We start from the raw sequence: 21,024 nt of genomic DNA, 5'->3' as shown, positions 1-21,024 counted from the left end.
ACTCGACCCGCGACCCGGCCCCGATCCGACTCAGCCGTCGAGCTCCTCGATGGTGGCCACACTCGGGCCACGCTTCTGCTGCAGGTCACGCGCCACCGCCTCAGCGTCACGCAGCACACGCAGCACGTTGCCACCGGCGACCTTGGCGAGGTCCTCGTCCGACCAACCGAGGTCGGCCAGGGCCGCGAAGAGCTTCGGGTATGACGACACGTCGCCCATGCCCTCGGGCAGCACCGACACACCGTCGTAGTCGCCGCCCACACCGATGTGATCGATGCCGGCGACCTCGCGAATGTGCACGAAGTGCGCGATGACGTCGTCGAGGGTGGCGACCGGCTGAGGATGCTCCTGCGCCCAGTCGGCGGAGAACTTCTGGAAGGCCGCAACGTCGGTGGGGGCGATGCCCGCCTCACGTGCGGCGTCGCCGGCGTCCTTGCGCCACTGCGCGCAGGCCTGCGACACGAAGCCCGGCACGAACGTCGACATGATCACGCCGTTCTTGTCGCGCAGCGTCTCCAGCACGTCGTCGGGAGCGTTGCGTGGTGAGTTGCACACGGCCCGGGCGGAGGAGTGGCTGAAGATCACCGGCGACTCGGAGGCGGCCAGCGCGGCGCGCATGGTGTCGGCGTGCACGTGGGACAGGTCGACCAGCATGCCGATCCGGTTCATCTCGCGGACCACCTCGACGCCGAAGCGGGTGAGGCCGCCGTGCGCCGGCTCGTCCGTCGCGGAGTCCGCCCACGGGTTGTTGTCGTTGTGGGTCAGCGTCATGTAGCGCACACCGAGCACATAGAGCATCCGCAGCGCGGCGAGGGAGCTGTCGATCGACTGCCCACCCTCGGCGCCGAGCAGCGACGCAACCCGGCCGGACGCGAAGACCGACTCGACCTCGTCGGCGGTGCGCGCGATCCCGAACGACTCCGGCCACCGGCCGACCATCTGGTGTACGGCGTCGATCTGCTCCAGCGTCTGGGTCAGCGCCTCGCTGCCGGGCTGGTTGGACGGCACATAGACCGACCAGAACTGCCCACCGAGGCAGCCTTCCCGCAGCCGCGGCACATCGGTGTGCGTGCGCCCGTCGGTGCCCGCTTCGACGTCCAGCTTGTCGAAGTCGTAGCGCACCAGGTCGCGTGCCGCCCAGGGCAGGTCGTTGTGCCCGTCGATCAGGGGGTGCTTGGCCAGGAGATCACGGACGCGGTCGAGAGAGGGGGAGGAGTCGATGTTCGCCATACCGGCCATCACATCATGAAGTTGATCGGGCACAGGCGGCGTTCCGGCGGAGTGGTGAGCGTCGACGGCGGAGAAGCTAGTCACGCGGCCGAAAGATCACGCGGTCACGAGCAGTGCGCGGCGTCCCATACAGTTGGGTGCATGGAATCCCGCAGCGTCGCTCTGGTCACTTTGGGCTGCGCTAGGAACGAGGTCGACTCCGAGGAGCTGGCCGGTCGGCTGGCCGACGAGGGCTGGACCCTCGTCGACGACGCGGCGCAGGCCGATGTCGCGGTCATCAACACCTGCGGCTTCGTCGAGCAGGCCAAGAAGGACTCGATCGACGCGCTCCTGGAGGCGAACGACCTCAAGGATCACGGCCGCACCCAGGCCGTCGTCGCCGTCGGTTGCCTGGCCGAGCGGTATGGCGAGCAACTGGCCGCACAGTTGCCCGAAGCCGATGCCGTGCTCGGATTCGACTCGTATGTCGACATGTCCAGCCACCTGCGGGCCGTGCTCGACGGGCACGCGCCCGCATCCCACACGCCCTCCGACCGGCGCAAGTTGTTGCCGATCAGCCCAGTCGACCGGCAGGGCGCGGACGTCGCACACCCCGGCCACGGTGACGTCCGCGAGCCGGGTGCCACCGACATCGCGTCCCCAGCGTCGTCGCCGCGCGTCATCCGCGCCAGGCTCGACGGGCGCCCGTGGGCGCCGCTGAAGATCGCCTCCGGGTGCGACCGCCGGTGCTCGTTCTGCGCTATCCCGTCCTTCCGAGGGGCGTTCGTGTCGCGCCGCCCTCACGACGTTCTGGCGGAAGCCCGCTGGCTGGGGCAGCACGACGTCCGCGAGGTCTTCCTCGTCTCGGAGAACTCCACGTCATACGGCAAGGACCTGGGTGACCTGCGGCTGCTGGACACGATGCTGCCGGAACTCACTGCGGTTGAAGGTATTTCGCGCGTCAGAGTGTCGTACCTACAGCCCGCGGAGCTACGCCCCGAGCTGCTGGACGTGATGACCGAGACGCCCGGCGTCGTCCCATACTTCGACATCTCCTTCCAGCATGCGAGCGGTCCGCTGCTGCGGCGGATGCGCCGCTTCGGTGACAAGGACTCCTTCCTTCAGCTGCTGGCGGAGGTGCGGTCGCGGGCGCCATACGCCGGGATCCGCAGCAACGTCATCGTCGGCTTCCCCGGGGAGACCGACCAGGACATGGCCGAGCTGGAGAGCTTCCTGACCCAGGCGCAGCTGGACGTCGTCGGTGTCTTCGGCTACTCCGACGAGGACGGGACCGAGGCGGAGACCTATGGCGCCAAGCTGCCCGATCACGAGGTGGCCGACCGGCTCGCGCACTTCCAGAGCCTGGCCGAGCAACTGAACGAACAACGCGCCGCCGACCGGATCGGCGAGACCGTCGAGGTGCTGGTCGAGGCCGACGGCACAGCCGAAACGGACGACGGCGAGGTGCGTGGCCGTGCCGGGCAGCAGGGCCCCGATGTCGACGGCGAGACGATCCTGGAGGTCGAGCCCGGCAGCGTCGCGATCGGCGACGTCGTCACTGCTCGTGTCACCAGCACCATCGGCATCGATCTGGTAGCAAGGCCCGCATGAGCTCAGAGCGCCGAGACGGGCGGCCGGGCGCAGATGCGGAGTTGCCGCAGGACAAGCGGCAGCATGCCACCGCACGACACGAGCTCGAACGCCGACGGGCGCAGACCCGCGAGGAGATCGAACGGCGTCGAGCGGAGTTCGAGCGACGCAGGGCGGAGTTCGAGCGACGTCGCGCTGCGGGGGAGCCGCTGCTGGCACCGCCGCCACCGGACCCGGCGTCCGCACCGAGCAGCGGCGTGAGCAACTGGAACATCGCCAACTACCTGACGATGTTCCGGATCGTCCTGGTGCCGTTGTTCGGCTGGTTGCTGCTGGCACACGGCGGCGACAACACCGGCTACCGGATCGGCGCCGTCGTCGTCTTCGCGATCGCGTCGATCACCGACCGCATCGACGGCGACCTCGCGCGCTCCCGCGGACTGGTCACCGACTTCGGCAAGATGATGGACCCGATCGCCGACAAGGCGCTCATGGGTATGGCGCTGGTCGGCCTGTCGATCATCGGGCGACTGCCGTGGTGGGTCACCGGGATCATCCTGATCCGCGAGATCGGCATCACCCTGCTGCGGCTGTCGGTGATCCGGCACGGCGTGCTGCCGGCGAGCCGCGGCGGCAAGCTCAAGACCTTCCTGCAGGCGATCGCCATCGGTGTCTTCTTGCTGCCGATCGACGGCTGGTTCGACGTGGTCGCCTGGATCGTCATGCTCGTGGCGCTCGCGATCACGGTCGCAACGGGAGTCGACTACGTCTTCCGGGCGATCAAGCTCCGGGCCAACAGCGAGCGGTCCCGGCAGCGCCGGGCGCGTCGCGCTGCACGACGGGAGAAGTGAGTGGCCACGCAGTCTGCTGAGTCGGCACCCGGGCGGGATGCGGCACTGATCACGGCACTGATCCGGCACGACGACACCGTGGCGGTCGCGGAGTCCCTCACCGGCGGGCTGGTGTGCGCGGCACTGACCGCAGTGCCCGGCGCGAGCGCTGTGGTGCGGGGGAGCGTGACGTCATACGCGACGGACGTGAAGGCGGGTGTCCTCGGCGTCGATGCGCAGTTGTTGCGCGCCGGCGGAGCGGTCCAGGCCGAGGTCGCGCGACAGATGGCGCACGGCGTGCGCCGGCTGCTCGGTGCGACACACGGCATCGCGACGACCGGTGTTGCGGGCCCGGACCCGCAGGACGACGTGCCCGTCGGCCGGGTCTTCGTCGCGGCGGCATGGGACGACGCGCCCGGCATCCCGGTCGACGAGGTGCGCATGCTCGACCTGACCGGCGACCGCGCCGCCATCCGTGCGCAGAGCGTCGATGCGGTCCTTGACCTGCTGACACGCTGCATCACCGGTGCGGGGAATGCATAGCCCACGCGGCGTGGTTGCAACCAACGAGCCGGTTTTCCCCATGCCGCACCGGGCACGTGTTGGTGCCGAGGGTTAAGCTGGCACCACAGAGCAATCGTCGAAGTCACTGGGAGGCCGCCATGATCCTGCTCCGTCGTGAGCTCGGTGATGTGTTGCGCGGCGTCCGCCGTGAGCAGGGACGCACCCTGCGCGAAGTCGCTCAGGATGCCCAGCTGTCGCTCGGTTATCTCTCCGAGATCGAGCGCGGTGAGAAGGAAGCCTCCTCGGAGTTGCTGGCCGCCGTGTGTGACGCACTCGGTGTCCCGATGTCCGAAGCACTGCTGAGCGTGTCGCAGCGGATCGCCGCTGCCGAAGGGCTGGCCGCGCCGGTCCCGCTGCCCGTGCCCGACCGCGCGTCGGTCGTCTCGTCCGCCGCCTGAGTCCTGCCGGTTCGGTCAGCTGATCTGGCAGCCTGGGCAGAAGCCGAGCGTCCGCTGTTCGGGCTGCTCACCGACCGGCCCGGTCCGCAACAATCGTCCGCACCGAGGGCACGGTTGACCCGCTCGCCCGTATGCCGCCACCTGCTGCTCGAAGCCCGGGCGTTCCGCAGCGGCGGACAGCAACCGGTGCACGGTGGACAACACCGCATCGAGGCGTTCGTCGGCCAGGTCGGCGATGACCGCCCAGGGGTTCACCTGCTCGTGGAAGAGCGTCTCCGTCGTCCAGATCGTGCCGAGACCAGCGAGGTTTCGCTGGTCCAGCAATGCGGCGCCGATCTGCCGCGCTGGCTGTCGGCGCAGCAGGGCCTTCGCGCGCTGCGGGTCCCAGTCGTCGCCGAGCAGGTCCGGGCCGAGATGCCCGACAAGCGTGCGTTCGTCGCGGGTATCGACCAGGTCGAGCATCCCCAGCCGATAGCCGATGGCAGTCCACTGCGAGGTTGCCAGCAACACGCGAATCGCCTTGCTGCGCACCGCATTCGGCGTCATCCGCGCGGTTGCCCGGAGCTGCCAGCGACCGTCCATCCGCAGATGACTGTGCAGCGTCATACCCGAGTCGAAGCGGTGTAGCAGGTGCTTGCCACGGCTGACCACCTCGACGGTTGTCGTGCCGTGCAGGGAGCGCCCGGCAAGGGTCGGCCAGCGCAACTCGCAGCCGACCAGCTCCTCGCCGCGCAACGCCCGGTCCAACTGTTGCGCGGCCCGGCGGACGACGTCACCCTCGGGCACGGCAGCTCCACATGTCTCGCATCATCTCAACACTCGTATGACGATCGGGGCGCTGCGTCCTCCGTACGCTGACCTGCATGAGCGAGCCCGCCGAACATCTGACCGCGCCCTGGTGGCAGCGGCACCTGCTCGACGTCCTCGTGGCGGTCGGCGTCCTGGCCGTGCTGGGGTCCGCCTCGCATCTCGATGTCCACGGCACGGAGCGGCGCATCGACGCAATCGCGATCACGCTCGGCCTCGTCGGGCTGGCCGCGGTCCTCGCGCGCCGTGTGTCGCCGCTGGTCAGCCTCGTCGTGCCGGGTGCGGCGATGGCGACCTATCTGCTGATGCACTACCCGAACGGCCCGACCTACTTCCTGCTGCCGCTCGGCGTCTTCGCATTCGGCTTCCACGGCGATCGGTGGTTGGCGCGCCGGCTGAGCCCGGTCGTCATCCTCCTCGTGGCGATCTGTGCGTATGTCGGCGGCGGCCAGAACACCGGTGTGCGGGTCACGATCGTGCTGAGCTGGGGCATCGCTGCCGCGGTCCTCGCCGAGTGGTTGCGCACTTTGTCCGACCGGGCCGCTGAGCGGCGAATCGCGTTGCAGCAGCAGCAGAAGCGCGCGGCCGTCGAGCAGCAGCTGGAGCTCGCGCGTGACCTGCACGACAGCGTCGCCCACGCCCTCACCGCGATCACCGTCCAGGCCGCGCTCGCCGAACGGCTGGCCACGGATCAGCCGGAGCGCGCTGCGGAGGCAGCGCATGCGGCCAGTGTCGCCGGCCGGGAGGCGCTCGCGGATCTCAACGCGATCGTGGGGTCGCTGCGCGAGCCGGGTGCAGCGCCGACGCGTCCCCAGCACGGCGTGGACGAGATCGATCAGCTGGTGGAGCGGGCGCGGGAAGCAGGTCTGCGGGTCGACGTCGAGCGTGCGGCGGCGCAGCCGTCGGACGGGGTGCAGTTGTCGGACGGGGTGCAGGCCGCGGTCTACCGCGTGGTGCAGGAGGGGCTGACCAACGCGGTGCGATATGCGCCCGGCACGCACGTCCGGCTCGTCATACATGGTGAGGGCGGTGGTCTGCAGGTGTCGCTGACCGACGACGGGGCTGCCGACGGCGGCGCCGTTCAACCAGCCGGTGGTGGCCACGGCCTCGTGGGTATGGCGGAGCGGGTCCGCGCGACCGGCGGCGTGCTGCGGCACGGGCCACTGCCGGGCGGCGGCTACCAGCTCGAAGCACGTTGGGAGACAACATGATTCGCGTCGTCATCGCTGATGACCAGGCGTTGGTGCGCAGCGGTTTCGCCGCGCTGATCGGCCTCGAAGACGACATCGAGGTGGTCGCCGAGGTGACCACCGGCCTGGAGGCGATCGCAGCCGCGCGCGAACACCGGCCGGACGTGCTGCTGATGGACATCCGGATGCCCGACCTGGACGGGCTCGAGGCGACCCGGCAGATCACCACAGACCCGGACCTCGGCGGGGTGCACGTGGTGATGCTCACGACCTTCGACCTCGACGAATACGTCTTCCAGGCCTTGCGATTCGGCGCCAGCGGGTTCCTGGTCAAGCACACCGACCCGGACGAGTTGATCCGCGCGGTGCGGGTGGTGGCCGGTGGCGAGGCCCTGCTCTCGCCGACGGTCACGCGTCGGTTGATCGCCCGCTTCGCGACCGCCGAGTCCGATATCGGGCCGGACTCGCCGGGCGTGCGGCAGGCATCCCCGCTCGCCGGCCTGCTCACCGAGCGCGAACGCGAAGTTGTCGGCCTGGTCGGGCAAGGCCTGTCCAACGACGAGATCGCCGGCAAGTGGTTCGTCAGTCAGGCGACGGTGCGCACCCACGTCAGCAGGGCGATGACCAAACTGCACGCGCGCGACCGCGCCCAACTGGTCGTCATCGCCTACCAGCACGGGCTGGCCGAGCCGCCTGCACCATGACGGCACCCGCATGACCGACCCCGGCCCCTGATACCGAGCGGACACGAACAGCACCGAGCGGACACGATATTCGGACGGATATTCGTGTCCGCTCGGTCGTTGTGTGTCCGCTCGGTGATGGCCTCAACACCTGACGTATGACGATCTCCACGCCGACGCGATGTGCGCTAGCTCCGAAGACGACAGCGTTGAGGGCATGGGAAATCAGCAGAATACTCAGGGAAAGAACGACGGCTTCGAAGTCGTCGCGGTGGAGGGCCTCACCAAGAAGTACGGCCGCCGCGCCGTGGTCGACGATGTCGACCTCCACCTGGCGGCCGGATCAATCACCGGGCTGATCGGGCCGAACGGAGCCGGCAAGACCACCATCATGTCGATGCTGCTCGGACTGGTCCGACCGAGCGCCGGACGTGGCACCGTGCTCGGGCACGACCTGTCCCGCCCGGCCGCCTACCTGCCGCAGGTCGGTGCTTTGATCGAGGGCCCCGCGTTCTTCGGCAACCTGTCCGGCCGCGGCAACCTGGACTACTTCGCCCGGCTCGCCGGCCACGACCGGTCCGGCATACCGGACGTGTTGGACCTGGTGGGATTGCAAGGGCGAGAAGGGGATTCGTTCTCGTCATACAGCTTGGGCATGAAGCAGCGGCTCGGCATCGGCGCCGCACTGCTGGGTGATCCGCAGCTGGTCATCCTGGACGAGCCGACCAACGGTGTGGACCCCGCCGGGATGCGTGACATCCGGGCGATGGTCCGACGCATCGCGGCCGACGGGCGGACCGTGCTGATCTCCTCGCACCTGCTGGCCGAGCTGGAGCACATCTGCGACCGGGTGATCGTGCTGGACCAGGGCGGTTTGCGCTACTCCGGGCCGCTCACCGAGCTGCCCACGTCTCGCGCGGAGGTGATCCTGCTGCGCGGCGCCGGCCGTGCTGACGACGAGGCCCTGCATCGGATGCTGAGCGGCGAGGGACTCACGGTCGAACGCCGGGCCGACGGATTCGCGGTCGAGGTCGGTGAGGTCGATCCGGTGAAACTCGCCGGCAGGCTCAATCGGCGCGCTGCCGAGCACGGCGTGCACCTCGTTGAGGTGCACCACCAGAAGCAATCACTCGAAGACCGGGTGCTCGACCTGGTCGGAACAGGGAGTCGGTCATGACAACTCAGACACAGACGCAGGTCGTCCATGTCGCGGGCGACGGGCGGCCGAAAGTGAGACCCGCGTTGATCCGGGCATTCGTCGCGGAGTGGATCCGGTTGTCCAGCAAGCGGATCTGGCTCATCACGCTCGCATCCACCATCGTCTACTCGGCGGTGCTGACCGTCGTGATGATCAACACCGCGCCGGAGCGCGCGCCCGCCGGGTTGAGCCTCCAAGCCCTCGGCGAGGCGGGCGGCGGGACACTCGCCGTCCGCACCGCCAGCGCCTTCACCTCGGTGCTCATCCTCGCGGTGTTCGTCGGCATGAGTGCGGGTTCCTTTGCGCGCGGCACGTGGCGCGCCTCTCTGCTGCAGCAAGCGCGACGACTCACCCTGGCGGTCGGCACCTTCGGTGCCCGGATGGCCGTCGGCGCGATCATCGTGGCAGTGCTGTTCGGGGCAGGGCTGGTGACGTCATACCTGGTGGCGCCGGGGCAGGACATCGACACGGGGTCATGGCTGAGCGGCCAGTCGTTGGGCATCGCAGCGGATGACTATCTGCGGGTGATGGCCTTCGTGGTCGGCTGGGGTCTGCTAGGCACCCTCATCGGCATCCTGACCCGGTCGGTCGCGGTCGGCCTCGGGGTCGGCATCCTCTGGGCCGGTCCGATCGAGAACCTGCTCGGCGACAACCTGTCTTTCGGGGCGAACTGGTTCCCGGGACTGTTGCTGCGGTATGTCGTGGCGCCCGAGTCGGCTCCTGTCGACGGTGACATCGTGGTCGTCCGACTCGTCACCTATGCGCTGGTCGGCCTGGCGCTCGTCGGGCTCATCCTGCACCGGCGTGACGTGTCCAACTGAGGCCGCTGACGAGGCGTCCGACCTCGGGAGAATCCGAGTTCAGCGGCGGATGCGTAGACCCTTGGGCGAGGTGTGGAAGCCGTTGTCCGTCAAGGCATTCGCCAACGGGTGATCGGACCCCAGCGCGGGCTTGCCGTCGATGCTCTCGACGGTGAGCCCGCGCAGTCGTGGGATGCCTCGCGCGTCCGGCGGGAGAACGACGGTGCGTGCGAGCGCCGCACCGGCCGCGGCAAGCCGGCCGGCATCGGTGCTGAAGGTCAGCACCTTCCGGCCGCCGCGCTCGACATACAGGACCAGCTCGCCCTCGACCAGCACCACCATCGCCCCGGCCCGGCGGCTGGGGCGATGCTCGGCGCCGTCAGCATCACGGTCGGGCCACGGCAGCGCAGCGCCGAAGGGGTTGGCGGGGTCGGCCGCGGCCAGCACCAGCGCGGTCTCTGGCTCGGGTGGCGCGACGTCCCACGGGTTGCGGGGAGGGGCCGCTGCCCGGCCGGCCGCACGCAGCCGGTCCACCGCGCCGGCACTGCCGAACTGCGCGGCACCCAGACCTTCGATGAAATAGCCGCGCCGGACCCGGCCGGTCTCCTCAGCGGCGGCCAGCACGCGGTAGACGGTGGCGAACCCACCGGTCACCGACTCGGCTTGCACGGCCCCACGCGTCACGATGCCGTGCCGGTCGAGCAGGACTTCGGCGAGCGCGAACGCCCTTGCGGTCTGGTCGGTTTCGAGCTGAGGCAAGCGTGACCAACGGCCCGAGACAGTCGGCGGCGCGGAGCGTTGTGCCGACGCCGGGCGGGCCAAGCCGCTGCGTGACCCGCGCAGTCCGCCGATGCGTCCGTGGCGTGCTTGTCGCGGACCCTGGGACCGGGACTTGTGCGCGGTCCGCCCGCCCGCGAGCAGCGCACGGACCGGCGCGAAGGTGTCACCGCTGACGTGACCGGACCAGACCAGGTCCCACAGGTAGGCCTGCAGCTCGCTGTCGGTGCCGCGGGACTCGGTCGCGTTGACCGCATCGGCAAGGGCGCGGAAGAAGAACGAGCCGCCACCGTCGAGGGTGGTGAGCATCTCCTGATGTGCCGGGCCGAGGTCCACGGTGTCGTCGGGCGCGGCCAGCGTGAGCGGCGCGGTGTCGGCCACGTGCAGCGATACCCAGCCGTCGTCGCCCGGTAGCGCGGCGTGGCCCTGCCAGAGCACCTCGCCACTCGCCATCAGCTCGTCGAGCATGCCGGGGTGGTATGACGTGACGCGCCCGGGCAGGATCAGCGTCTCCAGGGCACTCGCGGGCACGCGCGCGCCGCACAACTGCTCGATCGCGCGCAGGAGGCCGTCGGTGCCGCGCAGGCCTCCGCCAACGCCCTGCCAGGCCGGCAGGAAGGAGGCCAGCTGCTCCGCCGGCACCGGCTCCACCTCGGCACGCAGCGATGCCAGCGAGCGTCGCTTGATGGTGCGCAGCACCTCGGGATCGGCGTAGTCCGTGCCGTGCACGCCGCCACCCAGCTCGGTCGGCCGCAGCTCGCCGTCGACCAGTCGTCCCGAACCCACCAGCCGGCGCAGCGTGTCGTGCGCGACGGCGCGCCCGATGCCCAGCGCGGTGGCCACCTCGGTCTCGGGGAACGGCGCGTGGGTGCGGGCGTGCCGCGCGACGAGCTCACCGAGCGGATCCTCGGTCGGCTCCAGGAACACTGCCGGTATGCCGGCAGGAAGTGCCAGGCCCAGAGCGTCCCGCAGGCGGGCGGCGTCCTCGATGGCGGCATACCCGGTGCCGCCGGCCCACGGCACCTCGATCAGCCGGCGGTCGGCGACCAGCCCGTGCAGCCAGTCGGCCACCTCGCCGCGCGAGTCCTCCCGGGTGCGCGCCTCGATCTGCTCCCGGCTGAGCACCCCGAGCACCCGCACGAGATCCGCCACGTCCTCCGCGTCGCGCGAGTGCCGCTCGGGAGTGAGTCGTTGCAGTTGCTGCTCGAGCTGCGAAACCACCTCTGCATCAAGCAGATCGCGCAGTGAGGCGCCCTCGCCGGTGCCGAGCAGGTCGGCCAGCAACGAAGGGTCGAGCGCCAACGCGGCAGCGCGCCGCTCGGCCAGCGGCGAGTCGCCCTCGTAGAGGAACTGGGCGACATACCCGAAGAGCAGGCTGGTCGCGAAGGGTGACGGGCTCTCGGTGTCGACCTGCACGACCCGGATGCGCCGCGCGGTGATGTCGCGCATGAGCTGCTCGAGGCCGGGGACGTCGAAGACGTCCTGCACGCACTCGCGCACCGCCTCGAGGACGATCGGGAACGACGGGAAGCGTGAGGCGACCTCCAGCAGCTGTGCCGAGCGCTGCCGCTGCTGCCACAGCGCCTGTCGGCGGCCGGGGTTGCGACGGGGCAGCAGCAGTGCGCGAGCCGCGCACTCGCGGAATCGCGCTGCGAACAAAGCGGATCCGCCGATCTCCGAGGTGACGATCTCGGCGATCTCGTCGGGATCCTGCACGATGAGATCGACCAGTTGCTCCGCTGCCGTCGCATCCGTGTCGGGATCGGAGTCGGGGAGTCGGAGCACGATGCCGTCGTCGCCGTGCATCGCCTGCACCTCGACGCCGAACCGCTCGCGCATCCGGGCCGCGATGGCCAGTGCCCAGGGTGCGTGGACCGGCGCGCCATACGGCGAGTGCACGACGACTCGCCAGTCGCCGAGTTCGTCGCGGAACCGCTCGACGACGATCGCCTTGTCGTGCGGCACCTGGCCGGTGGTTTCCTGCTGCTCGTGCAGGTAGGCGAAGAGGTTGTCGGCGGCCCACTCGTCGAGGCCGGAGGCCCGGACCCGCGCACGGGCGGTGTCGTCGGGCAGCGCGATCAGCTCGCGGACGAATCCGCCCACGGCAGTGCCTAACTCGAGCGGACGGCCGGGGGAGTCGCCCTTCCAGAAGGGCAGTTTGCCGGGTTGTCCCGGAGCCGGCGAGACGCGCACCTGGTCGTGGGTGATGTCCTCGATCCGCCAACTGGTGGTGCCCAGGGTGAAGACGTCGCCGACGCGTGACTCGTAGACCATCTCCTCGTCGAGCTCGCCGACCCGACGGCCGGGACCTTCGCCGGCGGCGAGGAAGACGCCGTAGAGGCCACGGTCGGGGATGGTGCCGCCGCTGGTCACGGCCAGGCGTTGCGCGCCGCGTCGGCCGGTGAGGGTGCCGGTGATGCGGTCCCACACGATGCGTGGACGCAGCTCGGCGAAGTCGTCGGACGGGTAGCGACCGGCGAGCATGTCGAGCACCGACTCCAGGATGCTGCGCGGCAGGCTCGCGAAGGACGCAGTGCGGTGTGTCAGCTGCTCCAGGTCGTCGACGGCCCAGTCGTCCATGGCACACATCGCGACGATCTGCTGGGCGAGCACGTCGACGGGATTGCTTGGGACCGCGAGGGACTCGATGAGCCCTGCCCTCATCCGGTCGACGACGACGCAGGTCTGCACGAGGTCGCCGCGGAACTTCGGGAAGAGCACTCCGCGACTGACCGCGCCCACCTGGTGGCCTGCGCGACCGACCCGCTGCAGCCCGCTGGCCACACTCGGCGGCGACTCGACCTGTATGACGAGATCGACCAACCCCATGTCGATGCCGAGCTCGAGCGAGCTGGTGGCGACGACGGCCGGCAGACGGCCGGACTTGAGCGCATCCTCGATCTCGCCGCGCTGCTCCTTGCTGACCGATCCGTGGTGCGCGCGCGCCAGAACGCCTGGTGCGCCACTGGATCGGCCGGCTTGAGCCATCACCTCAGCAGGTGCCCGCGTCGGTGGAGTCGTCGCGCCGTCGGTCATGTCGGTGCGCTCGGCCCAGATCTCGTTGAGCCGGGCGGTGAGTCGCTCGGCGAGCCGACGCGAGTTGGCGAAGACGATCGTCGAACGGTGCTGCGCGATCAGGTCGACGATGCGCTCCTCGACATGCGGCCAGATCGACGCACGCTCAACGGGATCCGCTTCATCCGACGGGCCGGTCAGGTCATCGGTCACCCGGCCCAGCTCGGTCAGGTCCGGCACCGGCACGACGACCTCGAGATCCCAGGACTTCTCGGCCGGCGGCTGGACGGTGGTGACGGGGCGCCCACCGGCCAGGTAGCGCGCGACCTCCTCGACCGGCCGTACTGTCGCCGACAGCCCGATGCGCTGCGCCGGCTGCGGGAGCAGGGCGTCCAGCCGCTCCAGGGACAGCGCGAGATGTGCACCGCGCTTGGTGCCCGCCACGGCGTGCACCTCGTCGATGATCACCGTCTCGACACCGGCGAGCGCCTCTCGCGCGCCGGAAGTCAGCAGCAGGAAGAGCGACTCCGGCGTCGTGATCAGGATGTCGCTCGGCCGTCGCGCGAAGGCCCGCCGCTCGGTGGCCGGAGTGTCGCCGGACCGCACCGACACCGAGACATCCGGCTCGGCCAGACCCAGCCGGTCCGCCGCATGCTGTATGCCGACCAGCGGCGATCGCAGGTTGCGCTCGACGTCGACAGCCAGCGCCTTCATCGGCGAGACGTAGAGCACCCGGCACCGGCGCAGCGTCTCCTGAGGTGGCGCCGTCGCCGCCATCCGGTCGATGGCCCACAGGAATGCCGACAACGTCTTGCCCGACCCGGTCGGCGCCACGACCAGCGTATGGTCGCCGTTGCTGATCGCATCCCACGCGCCCGCCTGCGCGGGCGTTGGCGCGCTGAACGACCCCTCGAACCACGCGCGCGTGGCAGGGGAGAAGCGCTGCAGGACATCGTCGGTCATTGCACGCCTAGCTTCGCATTAGACACAGACACCGGTCCGCAAGCTGGTCGAGCTGTGTATCGAGCCCCTTGCATCCAAGCTGGTCGAGTAGCGGTGAGGGACGAGCCGCGTATCGAGACCCTTGGCCGAGTACCCGTGCGGTCACCGTGGCGGCGCCGGCTACGCCACCGTCCCGGTCTCACTCCGTCGCTGCGCTAGCGCTCCGCTCCTCCATAGGCCCGGGCCGACGACGCAACCGACGCCGTCTGTGGTCAGGTCATCCTGTTGGTAGCTCGCCTTGATCCGTTCCGTCGCCCGACGACCAAGCTCCTTGAGGAGCTCGTGAGGGACGAGCGAGCGTCTCGAAAGGTGCGACCGCCACCTGGACTCACCTTGGTTCGTCGGGCGTGACTCGCAACGTTTCCAGGGCAGTGGCCAGCATGCGGTAATGCCCTGCGAGCAAAAGGAATTCGACACAACCACGGTCGCCCAGATGGCCGTGCAATCGGCTCCACATGTCATCGGACAGGTCGTCGTCGGCGATGAGCTCGCCGGTGGCGTCGATGAGGGCCTGCTGCCGCTCGCTGAAGTATGACGACTCGGGCCCGTCACCGATCAGCTGCTCGACCTGGTCCGCGGTGAGTCCGGCGCGGCGGGCGATCGACCGGTGGTGTGCGATCTCGTAGTCGCTGCCCCGCAGGCGCGCGACCCGCAGGATGACCAGCTCACTGTCGGAGCGCGGCAGTGAACCACCGGGCATCAGGGTTCCGGCGAAGGCCAGCCAGCCCCAGAAGGTCCGTCGGCCACGCCCCAGCGTGGTGAAGATCGCCGGTGGTGCCGTGCGGGTGACCCGGCCGGCCAGCTGCGCGAAACCCGCAGCGAGCGGGCCGTTCGTCCGCCAGGTGCCCGGGCTGATGCGTGGACCGGTGGTGCGGGTGTGAGCGGCAGCGGATGCTTCGACGTCGTGCACGCCGCTCGTCATACCTTGCCCTCGATCCGCGAATCCGGCTGTGTGGTGGTGAATTCCGTCTTCTCGTCGCGTGCCAGTTGCAGTGCGCGCTGCAGACCCGGCATCGGCTTGAGCTCGGCGACCCGCTGGGCGATCATCCGGCCCGGCAGCAGCGGCGCGATCCACCACGGCGCCCAGATGAAACGCGCCCGGCGGTTGATGCCGCGCTCCAGTGCGTTGATCGCCGCGGACAACGGCGTGATGACGGTGGCCGACTTGCGACCGCCCAACAGCGTCGACCCGGCCTGCGTGCTGAAGCCGCGACTGGTCATGTCCGTGTCCAGCTCGGCGTAGTAGGCGACACCGACCCGCGCGCCGGTGCCGTGCAGCTCCCAGCGCAACGTGTTGCCGATGGCCTCGACCGCGGCCTTCGACGCGGAGTAGGCGCCCATCAGCGGGGCGTGGACGGCGGCGGCCAGCGACGACGTCGCCAACGCATAGCCGCCGTCGTGCGCGATGTGCGGTGCCGCGGCGCGCAGCGTGTAGTAGGTGCCGAGCGTGTTCACGGCCAGGGTCTGCTCCATCACCTCCGGGTCGCCGCCTGCGATCGGGAGTTGCTTGGCAATGCCGGCGTTGGCGATGACGATGTCGAGGCCGCCGAGCTCGGCGACGAGCTCCTCGACGACGCTGTCGACCTGCTCGCGGTCGGCGACGTCGAGCTCGCGCCACGGCCCGCCCACCTTGTCAGCCACCTGCTCCAGCAGCTCGGGTTCCAGGCCGGCGAGCGCGACGTGCGCGCCGCGCTCGGACAGCCGCTCCGCCAGCGTGGCGCCGATGCCGCGCGCGCCGCCGGTGATGAGAACTCGTTTTCCGGAAAGTCGATCGGTGCTCATGTGCGCCCAACCTACGTGTCGGTAGCCTCCCTCGGCCAGGGAGGAGCCTGCGCAACCTTCGACGGTCGAAGGTTAGGTTCGAGTCCGAGCCGTTTCGGGTCCCCAACCTTCGGCGGTCGAAGGTTAGGTCTGGGTGGAGCGGGCCGCAGCCGCTGTCAGACCTCGCGCCGGTGCTCAGGCTTGATCGGGTCGGCCAGCGCGGCATACGTGTCGGGGCGCCGGGTGGCGAGGAACGGGAAGAGGTCCAGCCAGTCCTTGCGCTGCGCGATGTCGAGGTCGGCCACCAGCACCGCGGTCGTGTTGCGCGGTGCCTGTGCGAGCACGCGGCCATAGGGGTCGACGATGAAGCTCGAGCCGTAGAAGGTGATCATGCCCTCGGTGCCGCAGCGGTTGGGGACCACGATGAACAAACCGTTGGCGATGGCGTGCCCGGTGATCGTGGCCTGCCACAGCGGCTCGGTGTCGAAGTCGGGGTGGTCCGGCTCGGAGCCGATCGCGGTGGGGTAGACGAGCAGATCCGCGCCGCCGAGTGCGTAGGAGCGTGCGACCTCGGGGAACCACTCGTCCCAGCAGGTCGGCATACCGACCTTGACACCCAGATCGTCAACGGGCACAACGGGATAGGCGTCGTCGGGCGGACCCGGTCGGAAGTATTTGTCCTCGTAGTAGCCGGCCGTCACCGGGATGTGCGTCTTGCGAGTGCGCGCGACGATCTCGCCGCTCGGGGCGACGAGCACGGCGGTGTTGAAGCCGAGTCCGTCACCCTGGTCGTTCTTCTCGTAGAGCGACGCGTGCACATGTATGTCGAAGTCACGCGCCGCCTCCCGCGCGAATGTCACCGTGGGCCCGCTCTCGAGGTCCTCGGCGATGTCCGACGGAGTCCCGGTCGGCAACGTGTCGGCGGGGTAGCGCGACAAGGTGAGCTCCGGAAGGAAAACTACCCGGGCGCCTGCGCCGGCTGCCTGCTCGATGCCACCACGCAATGTCGAGATGAGTTCGTCGCGGTCCTCGAGCCACTCGTGCTGGACGAGCGCGACCCGCAACGGCGGCCCGGACGGCTGCTCGACACGGGCCGGGGACGGCGGGACCTGCTGCGCGACGATGAGCTCCATGGGCGTCAGCGTGGCACATGTCCAGCGGCGGCGACACGTACCCTGGCGAAGTGAAGCATTCGGAGTACCGCCGCCTGATGACCGACGAGTTCGGCTCGGCATACGCCGCCGTCCTCGGCAACAGTCACGTGCTGCAGGTGTTGGGCAATCGGACAGCCGACGAGGCGCTCGCCGACGGCGTCAAACCGCGCGATGTGTGGGTGGCGATCTGCGACGACCTGCAGATACCCGAGGAGCGCCGGCTCGGCCGCGATATACCCATCAAGGAGCGTCGCGACGTCTGACGGGTCCGCCCAATGACGGCTCCCTCACCGAGTGACGGCGAAATTTCGCCGTTGCTCGACGAGGAAGCCGTCGGTCGGTGCACGTCCGGCTCGGTACATTTGACGGCATGCCGTCAGCCCCTCCCGACCGCGTGCGTGCCTGGGATCCCGGCATCGCCGGGATCCGCGAGGTGCTGCACGCATCATGGGCTCATCACAGCTACCCGGCGCACACCCATGACGCGTGGACGCTGCTGATCGTCGACGACGGCTTCATCGGGTATGACGTCGCTCGACACCGCGACCGCGCGGACGCCGGGGTGGGTGTGACGCTCCTGCCGCCGCACGTCACTCACGACGGGCATCCGCTGACCTCCAAGGGTTTTCGCAAGCGGGTCGTCTATCTCGAGGAATCGGTGCTCCCGGAGCACTTCATCGGCAGGTGTGTCGATGCGCCCTTCGTGCCCGATCCTCTTCTGCGGCAGTCGGTTTCGTCGTTGGATCGCGCGTTGTCCGCGCACGACCTGCCGGCAGCGGAGTCGCAGCTGGCGCTCGTCACGGACGCACTGCAGTGGCACCTCATCGGACGCCCGGGTGCAGCGCGCGTCGATGCCACCCGGAGTGCGCAGATCGCCGGACGGGCGCGTGAACTGCTCGACGCCGACCCGATCGGTGCGCCGTCGGTGACGGCGCTGGCCGACCGGTTGGGCGTCGGTCCGGCATACCTGATCCGTTGCTTCACAAGGGAGTTCGCCATACCGCCGCACCGCTACGTGACCGGTCGACGACTCGACCTGGCGCGGCGCCGGTTGCTCGACGGCGAGCCCGCTGCATCCGTCGCGGTCGCCACCGGCTTCTACGACCAGGCGCACTTGCACCGGCACTTCCGCAGACTGCTGCGCACCACTCCTGGCAGTTACCAGGCGTCCATGGCCCAGTCTGTCGACCCGCCGTCATGGAAGATGACCGGCGTTTCGACGTTCATCCCGAGCGAAGGGCAACCATGACCGAGGTCGGCACCGTTCGGTCGACATTCTTCGGCACGTCATCGATCTACCTCACCGACGACGAGCACGGCATCTTCATCGACGGCTTCCTGTCCCGGCCGCCGCTGCTCCGCATCGGTTTCGGCCGAATCAGTCCCAACCTGAACGCGATTGCACGCTCGCTCGAGCGGGGGAACGTCACCACGCTCGACGCCGTCTTCACCGCGCACTCGCATTTCGACCATGCGATGGATTCGGCGGAGGTCATCGCGCTGCGCGGCGGCGCGTTGTACGGCTCGGAGTCGACGCTGAACATCGGACGCGGCGCCGGCCTGGCCGAGCGGCTGTTGCATGTCATCGGCGACGGTGACGAGTTCCGGTTCGGTGACTTCGCCGTCCGCGTGTTCGAGGGCGTCCACAGTCCCGGCAACCGTTACCCCGGCGCCATCGACGAGCCGCTGCGTGCGCCGGCGAAGGCCGATGCGTTCAAGGAGGGCGGCTGCTTCTCGTTCCTGATCACGCACCCCACGGGGTCGATGTTCATCCACCCGAGCGCCAACTTCGTGCCGGACAAGTTCCTCGGCGTGCACGCCGAGGTGCTCTACCTCGGCGTCGGTGCGCTCGGCGCCCAGGACGTGCGGTTCCAGGAGGACTACTGGCGCCACGTCGTGGAGCCGATCGGTCCGAAGGTGATCCTGCCCGTGCACTGGGACAACTTCGGACGCCCGCTGACGAAGCCGTTGCGACCGCTGCCGCGCTTCCTGGACAAGTTCACGCGCACCGAGCAGTTCCTCGAGCGCAAGATCGTCTCGAGCGAGGCGACGCTGAAGTGGCAGGACGCGTTCGAGACGATCACGCCTTTCGAAGGTTGACGCGGATCTCCGAAGTCGCACTCGAAGCTGTCCGGGGTGCGCCATACCCGGTGGCGAGCAGATCAACTCCGTACAAGACGGCGTCCACCAGTTCTTCGCACGATGTCCGCATGTATGACGACAACGTTTTTGACGACAATCAGGACCTGTTGACACCGCCGTTCGCCACCAAGATCGCGATCCTGCTGCGCGATGACCTCGCCGCGTGGCAGCGGATGAACGTCACTGCCTTCCTCGCCGCCGGCATCGCTGCCGCGAACCCGGAGCTGGTGGGGGAGGACTACCGCGACGGCGACGGCGGCACCTACCTGCCGTTGCTCGGGATGCCGGTGCTCGTCTTCGAGGGGAGTGCCCAGAACCTCGCGAATGCTCGCAGCCGCGCCGTCTCGCGCGGGTTGCGGCCGGCGATCTACACCGACGACATGTTCAAGACGGGGTATGACGCCGCCAATCGCGCGGCCACCGCCGACATACCGGCGGAGGAGTTGAACCTCGTGGGGCTCGCGGTGCACGGCCCGAAGAACGGTGTCGACAAGATCCTCAAGGGCGCGCACCTGCACCCGTAGGCGCGGGCGTTCGCCGCCGCCCTAACCTTCGACGGTCGAAGTTTGTGCGGCTGTATGGCAACACGCCACGCCGCAAACCTTCGTACGAGTGTTCGGGTAATTGGGCTAGGCTCATCCACAAGTCCTCGAACGACGACCCGTTGTCCACAGTGCACGGACGGCACACTCACGGGTTGTCGGTGCGGGGTCCTAGCGTCTGACTCGTTCCAAAGCCCGACTCGCACTGACGGGTGGCGGACGGTCGCCGGTGGACGCGACCCACCTACAACTCTTGAAGGAGTGCCGCACATGGCAGCAAAGACTGCAGGCGCCGCCGGCGCCGGTGACAGCAAGCTCAAGACTCTCGACACCGTGCTGTCCCAGATCGAGAAGGCTCACGGCAAGGGCGCGGTCATGCGCCTGGGCGACGACGTCCGGCCGCCGATCGACGTGATCCCCACCGGCGCCATCGCCCTGGACGTCGCGCTCGGCATCGGCGGGCTGCCGCGCGGTCGCGTGGTCGAGGTCTACGGTCCGGAGTCCTCCGGTAAGACCACCGTCGCCCTGCACGCGGTCGCCAACGCGCAGCGCAACGGCGGCATCGCGGCCTTCATCGACGCCGAGCACGCGCTCGACCCCGAATACGCCAAGAAGCTCGGTGTCGACACCGACGCACTGCTGGTCAGCCAGCCCGACACCGGTGAGCAGGCACTCGAGATCGCCGACATGCTGATCCGGTCCGGCTCGCTCGACATCATCGTCGTCGACTCCGTTGCGGCACTCGTGCCGCGCGCCGAGATCGAGGGCGAGATGGGTGACAGCCACGTCGGTCTGCAGGCGCGACTGATGTCGCAGGCGTTGCGCAAGATCACCGGCGCGCTCAACAGCACCGGCACCACGGCGATCTTCATCAACCAGCTGCGCGAGAAGATCGGCGTGATGTTCGGCTCGCCGGAGACCACGACGGGTGGTAAGGCACTGAAGTTCTACGCCTCGGTCCGCCTGGACGTGCGTCGCATCGAGACGCTGAAGGACGGCACCGACGCGGTCGGCAACCGCACCCGCGTCAAGGTCGTCAAGAACAAGGTGTCCCCGCCGTTCAAGCAGGCGGAGTTCGACATCCTCTACGGTCAGGGCATTTCGCGCGAGGGCGGCCTGATCGACATGGGTGTCGAGCAGGGCTTCGTGCGCAAGGCCGGTGCTTGGTACACCTACGAGGGCGACCAGCTCGGCCAGGGCAAGGAAAACGCGCGCAACTTCCTCAAGGACAACCCCGACCTGGCCGACGAGCTGGAGAAGAAGATCAAGGAGAAGCTCGGCGTCGGGCCGCAGGCCGACAAACCGGCCGAGGAGGAGGCTCCCGTCGTCACCGCGGTCGACTTCTGATCCGTCGTCTCGGCC

19 protein-coding genes are annotated in these 21,024 nt (G+C 69.2%); 13 read left to right on the top strand and 6 right to left on the bottom strand.

All coding sequences use genetic code 11. From position 1 onward, the window contains the following. Positions 1-30 precede the first annotated feature (30 nt). On the bottom strand, positions 31-1,314 hold the full coding sequence (locus tag ACSZL9_RS04660; RefSeq protein WP_446664307.1) for a dipeptidase: 1,284 nt from the start codon (positions 1,312-1,314) through the stop codon (positions 31-33). A 57-nt stretch (positions 1,315-1,371) separates the two neighbouring features. On the opposite strand from ACSZL9_RS04660, the gene rimO reads away from it, so the two are divergent. From rimO to ACSZL9_RS04640, 4 genes are all read left to right on the top strand, one after another. Then, the gene (gene rimO / locus ACSZL9_RS04655) at positions 1,372-2,820 is read left to right on the top strand and encodes a 30S ribosomal protein S12 methylthiotransferase RimO (protein WP_446664306.1); all 1,449 of its coding nucleotides are present in this window, start codon (positions 1,372-1,374) and stop codon (positions 2,818-2,820) included. Then, on the top strand, positions 2,817-3,650 hold the full coding sequence (pgsA, locus tag ACSZL9_RS04650; RefSeq protein ID WP_446664305.1) for a CDP-diacylglycerol--glycerol-3-phosphate 3-phosphatidyltransferase: 834 nt from the start codon (positions 2,817-2,819) through the stop codon (positions 3,648-3,650). The genes rimO and pgsA overlap by 4 nt, the downstream gene beginning before the upstream one ends. After that, complete coding sequence (locus ACSZL9_RS04645; protein WP_446664304.1) at positions 3,651-4,172, top strand: CinA family protein; 522 nt, start codon at positions 3,651-3,653, stop codon at positions 4,170-4,172. Between the two features lie 119 nt (positions 4,173-4,291). Continuing rightward, a complete protein-coding gene (locus ACSZL9_RS04640) occupies positions 4,292-4,591 on the top strand; it encodes a helix-turn-helix domain-containing protein (RefSeq protein ID WP_446664303.1) in 300 nt (99 codons plus the stop codon). Positions 4,592-4,606: 15 nt separating this feature from the next. Here the strand turns inward: ACSZL9_RS04640 and ACSZL9_RS04635 are convergent, their stop codons facing one another. Then, complete coding sequence (locus ACSZL9_RS04635; RefSeq protein ID WP_446664302.1) at positions 4,607-5,377, bottom strand: DNA-formamidopyrimidine glycosylase family protein; 771 nt, start codon at positions 5,375-5,377, stop codon at positions 4,607-4,609. A gap of 77 nt (positions 5,378-5,454) precedes the next feature. Between ACSZL9_RS04635 and ACSZL9_RS04630 the strand changes: the two genes are divergently transcribed. From ACSZL9_RS04630 to ACSZL9_RS04615, 4 genes are all read left to right on the top strand, one after another. After that, entirely contained in the window at positions 5,455-6,609 is a 1,155-nt protein-coding gene (locus ACSZL9_RS04630) for a sensor histidine kinase (protein ID WP_446664301.1), read from the top strand. Beyond that, positions 6,606-7,292: a response regulator gene (locus tag ACSZL9_RS04625; RefSeq protein ID WP_446664300.1), complete on the top strand. Its 687-nt coding sequence runs from the start codon at positions 6,606-6,608 to the stop codon at positions 7,290-7,292. The genes ACSZL9_RS04630 and ACSZL9_RS04625 overlap by 4 nt, the downstream gene beginning before the upstream one ends. Before the next feature lie 196 nt (positions 7,293-7,488). After that, entirely contained in the window at positions 7,489-8,448 is a 960-nt protein-coding gene (locus ACSZL9_RS04620; protein ID WP_446664299.1) for an ABC transporter ATP-binding protein, read from the top strand. After that, a complete protein-coding gene (locus tag ACSZL9_RS04615) occupies positions 8,445-9,290 on the top strand; it encodes a hypothetical protein (RefSeq protein ID WP_446664298.1) in 846 nt (281 codons plus the stop codon). Before ACSZL9_RS04620 ends, ACSZL9_RS04615 begins: the two co-directional genes overlap by 4 nt. Before the next feature lie 39 nt (positions 9,291-9,329). On the opposite strand, the gene ACSZL9_RS04610 is transcribed toward ACSZL9_RS04615, so the two are convergent. The 4 genes from ACSZL9_RS04610 to ACSZL9_RS04595 form a co-directional block, all read right to left on the bottom strand. Further along, positions 9,330-14,024 (bottom strand): ATP-dependent helicase, encoded by a 4,695-nt coding sequence (locus ACSZL9_RS04610; RefSeq protein ID WP_446664297.1) that lies wholly within the window; start codon positions 14,022-14,024, stop codon positions 9,330-9,332. A 367-nt stretch (positions 14,025-14,391) separates the two neighbouring features. Continuing rightward, complete coding sequence (locus ACSZL9_RS04605; protein ID WP_446664296.1) at positions 14,392-14,985, bottom strand: carboxymuconolactone decarboxylase family protein; 594 nt, start codon at positions 14,983-14,985, stop codon at positions 14,392-14,394. Beyond that, a complete protein-coding gene (locus ACSZL9_RS04600; RefSeq protein ID WP_446664295.1) occupies positions 14,982-15,845 on the bottom strand; it encodes an SDR family NAD(P)-dependent oxidoreductase in 864 nt (287 codons plus the stop codon). The genes ACSZL9_RS04605 and ACSZL9_RS04600 overlap by 4 nt, the downstream gene beginning before the upstream one ends. 155 nt (positions 15,846-16,000) lie before the next feature. Next, positions 16,001-16,957 carry a nitrilase-related carbon-nitrogen hydrolase gene (locus ACSZL9_RS04595; RefSeq protein ID WP_446664294.1) on the bottom strand — a complete coding sequence of 319 codons (957 nt, stop codon included), beginning with the start codon at positions 16,955-16,957 and terminating at the stop codon, positions 16,001-16,003. Positions 16,958-17,007: 50 nt separating this feature from the next. On the opposite strand from ACSZL9_RS04595, the gene ACSZL9_RS04590 reads away from it, so the two are divergent. The 5 genes from ACSZL9_RS04590 to recA all read left to right on the top strand — a co-directional run bounded on the left by ACSZL9_RS04590 (position 17,008) and on the right by recA (position 21,009). After that, a complete protein-coding gene (locus ACSZL9_RS04590) occupies positions 17,008-17,241 on the top strand; it encodes a DUF3046 domain-containing protein (RefSeq protein ID WP_446664293.1) in 234 nt (77 codons plus the stop codon). A gap of 107 nt (positions 17,242-17,348) precedes the next feature. Then, complete coding sequence (locus ACSZL9_RS04585) at positions 17,349-18,227, top strand: AraC family transcriptional regulator (RefSeq protein WP_446664292.1); 879 nt, start codon at positions 17,349-17,351, stop codon at positions 18,225-18,227. After that, positions 18,224-19,078, top strand: coding sequence for an MBL fold metallo-hydrolase (locus tag ACSZL9_RS04580; protein WP_446664291.1), 855 nt, complete (start codon positions 18,224-18,226; stop codon positions 19,076-19,078). Before ACSZL9_RS04585 ends, ACSZL9_RS04580 begins: the two co-directional genes overlap by 4 nt. 110 nt (positions 19,079-19,188) lie before the next feature. Then, positions 19,189-19,644: a DUF2000 family protein gene (locus ACSZL9_RS04575; RefSeq protein WP_446664290.1), complete on the top strand. Its 456-nt coding sequence runs from the start codon at positions 19,189-19,191 to the stop codon at positions 19,642-19,644. 54 nt (positions 19,645-19,698) lie between these two features. Further along, positions 19,699-21,009, top strand: a complete 1,311-nt coding sequence (gene recA, locus ACSZL9_RS04570) for a recombinase RecA (RefSeq protein WP_446664289.1) — start codon at positions 19,699-19,701, stop codon at positions 21,007-21,009. The last annotated feature ends 15 nt before the right edge of the window (positions 21,010-21,024 follow it).

The organism is Flexivirga sp. B27 (assembly GCF_052905685.1).
Note: the sequence above shows the minus strand (reverse complement) of the source record. Positions and strands in the feature narration are given on the sequence as shown.

Coding starts and splice junctions, on each gene's coding strand:
- ACSZL9_RS04605 (WP_446664296.1), bottom strand. CDS start 14,985: ATGACGAGCGGCGTGCACGACGTCGAAGCATCCGCTGCCGCTCACACC.
- ACSZL9_RS04620 (WP_446664299.1), top strand. CDS start 7,489: ATGGGAAATCAGCAGAATACTCAGGGAAAGAACGACGGCTTCGAAGTC.
- ACSZL9_RS04630 (WP_446664301.1), top strand. CDS start 5,455: ATGAGCGAGCCCGCCGAACATCTGACCGCGCCCTGGTGGCAGCGGCAC.
- ACSZL9_RS04595 (WP_446664294.1), bottom strand. CDS start 16,957: ATGGAGCTCATCGTCGCGCAGCAGGTCCCGCCGTCCCCGGCCCGTGTC.
- ACSZL9_RS04600 (WP_446664295.1), bottom strand. CDS start 15,845: ATGAGCACCGATCGACTTTCCGGAAAACGAGTTCTCATCACCGGCGGC.
- rimO (WP_446664306.1), top strand. CDS start 1,372: ATGGAATCCCGCAGCGTCGCTCTGGTCACTTTGGGCTGCGCTAGGAAC.
- ACSZL9_RS04580 (WP_446664291.1), top strand. CDS start 18,224: ATGACCGAGGTCGGCACCGTTCGGTCGACATTCTTCGGCACGTCATCG.
- ACSZL9_RS04625 (WP_446664300.1), top strand. CDS start 6,606: ATGATTCGCGTCGTCATCGCTGATGACCAGGCGTTGGTGCGCAGCGGT.
- ACSZL9_RS04610 (WP_446664297.1), bottom strand. CDS start 14,024: ATGACCGACGATGTCCTGCAGCGCTTCTCCCCTGCCACGCGCGCGTGG.
- recA (WP_446664289.1), top strand. CDS start 19,699: ATGGCAACACGCCACGCCGCAAACCTTCGTACGAGTGTTCGGGTAATT.
- ACSZL9_RS04615 (WP_446664298.1), top strand. CDS start 8,445: ATGACAACTCAGACACAGACGCAGGTCGTCCATGTCGCGGGCGACGGG.
- pgsA (WP_446664305.1), top strand. CDS start 2,817: ATGAGCTCAGAGCGCCGAGACGGGCGGCCGGGCGCAGATGCGGAGTTG.
- ACSZL9_RS04640 (WP_446664303.1), top strand. CDS start 4,292: ATGATCCTGCTCCGTCGTGAGCTCGGTGATGTGTTGCGCGGCGTCCGC.
- ACSZL9_RS04585 (WP_446664292.1), top strand. CDS start 17,349: ATGCCGTCAGCCCCTCCCGACCGCGTGCGTGCCTGGGATCCCGGCATC.
- ACSZL9_RS04575 (WP_446664290.1), top strand. CDS start 19,189: ATGTATGACGACAACGTTTTTGACGACAATCAGGACCTGTTGACACCG.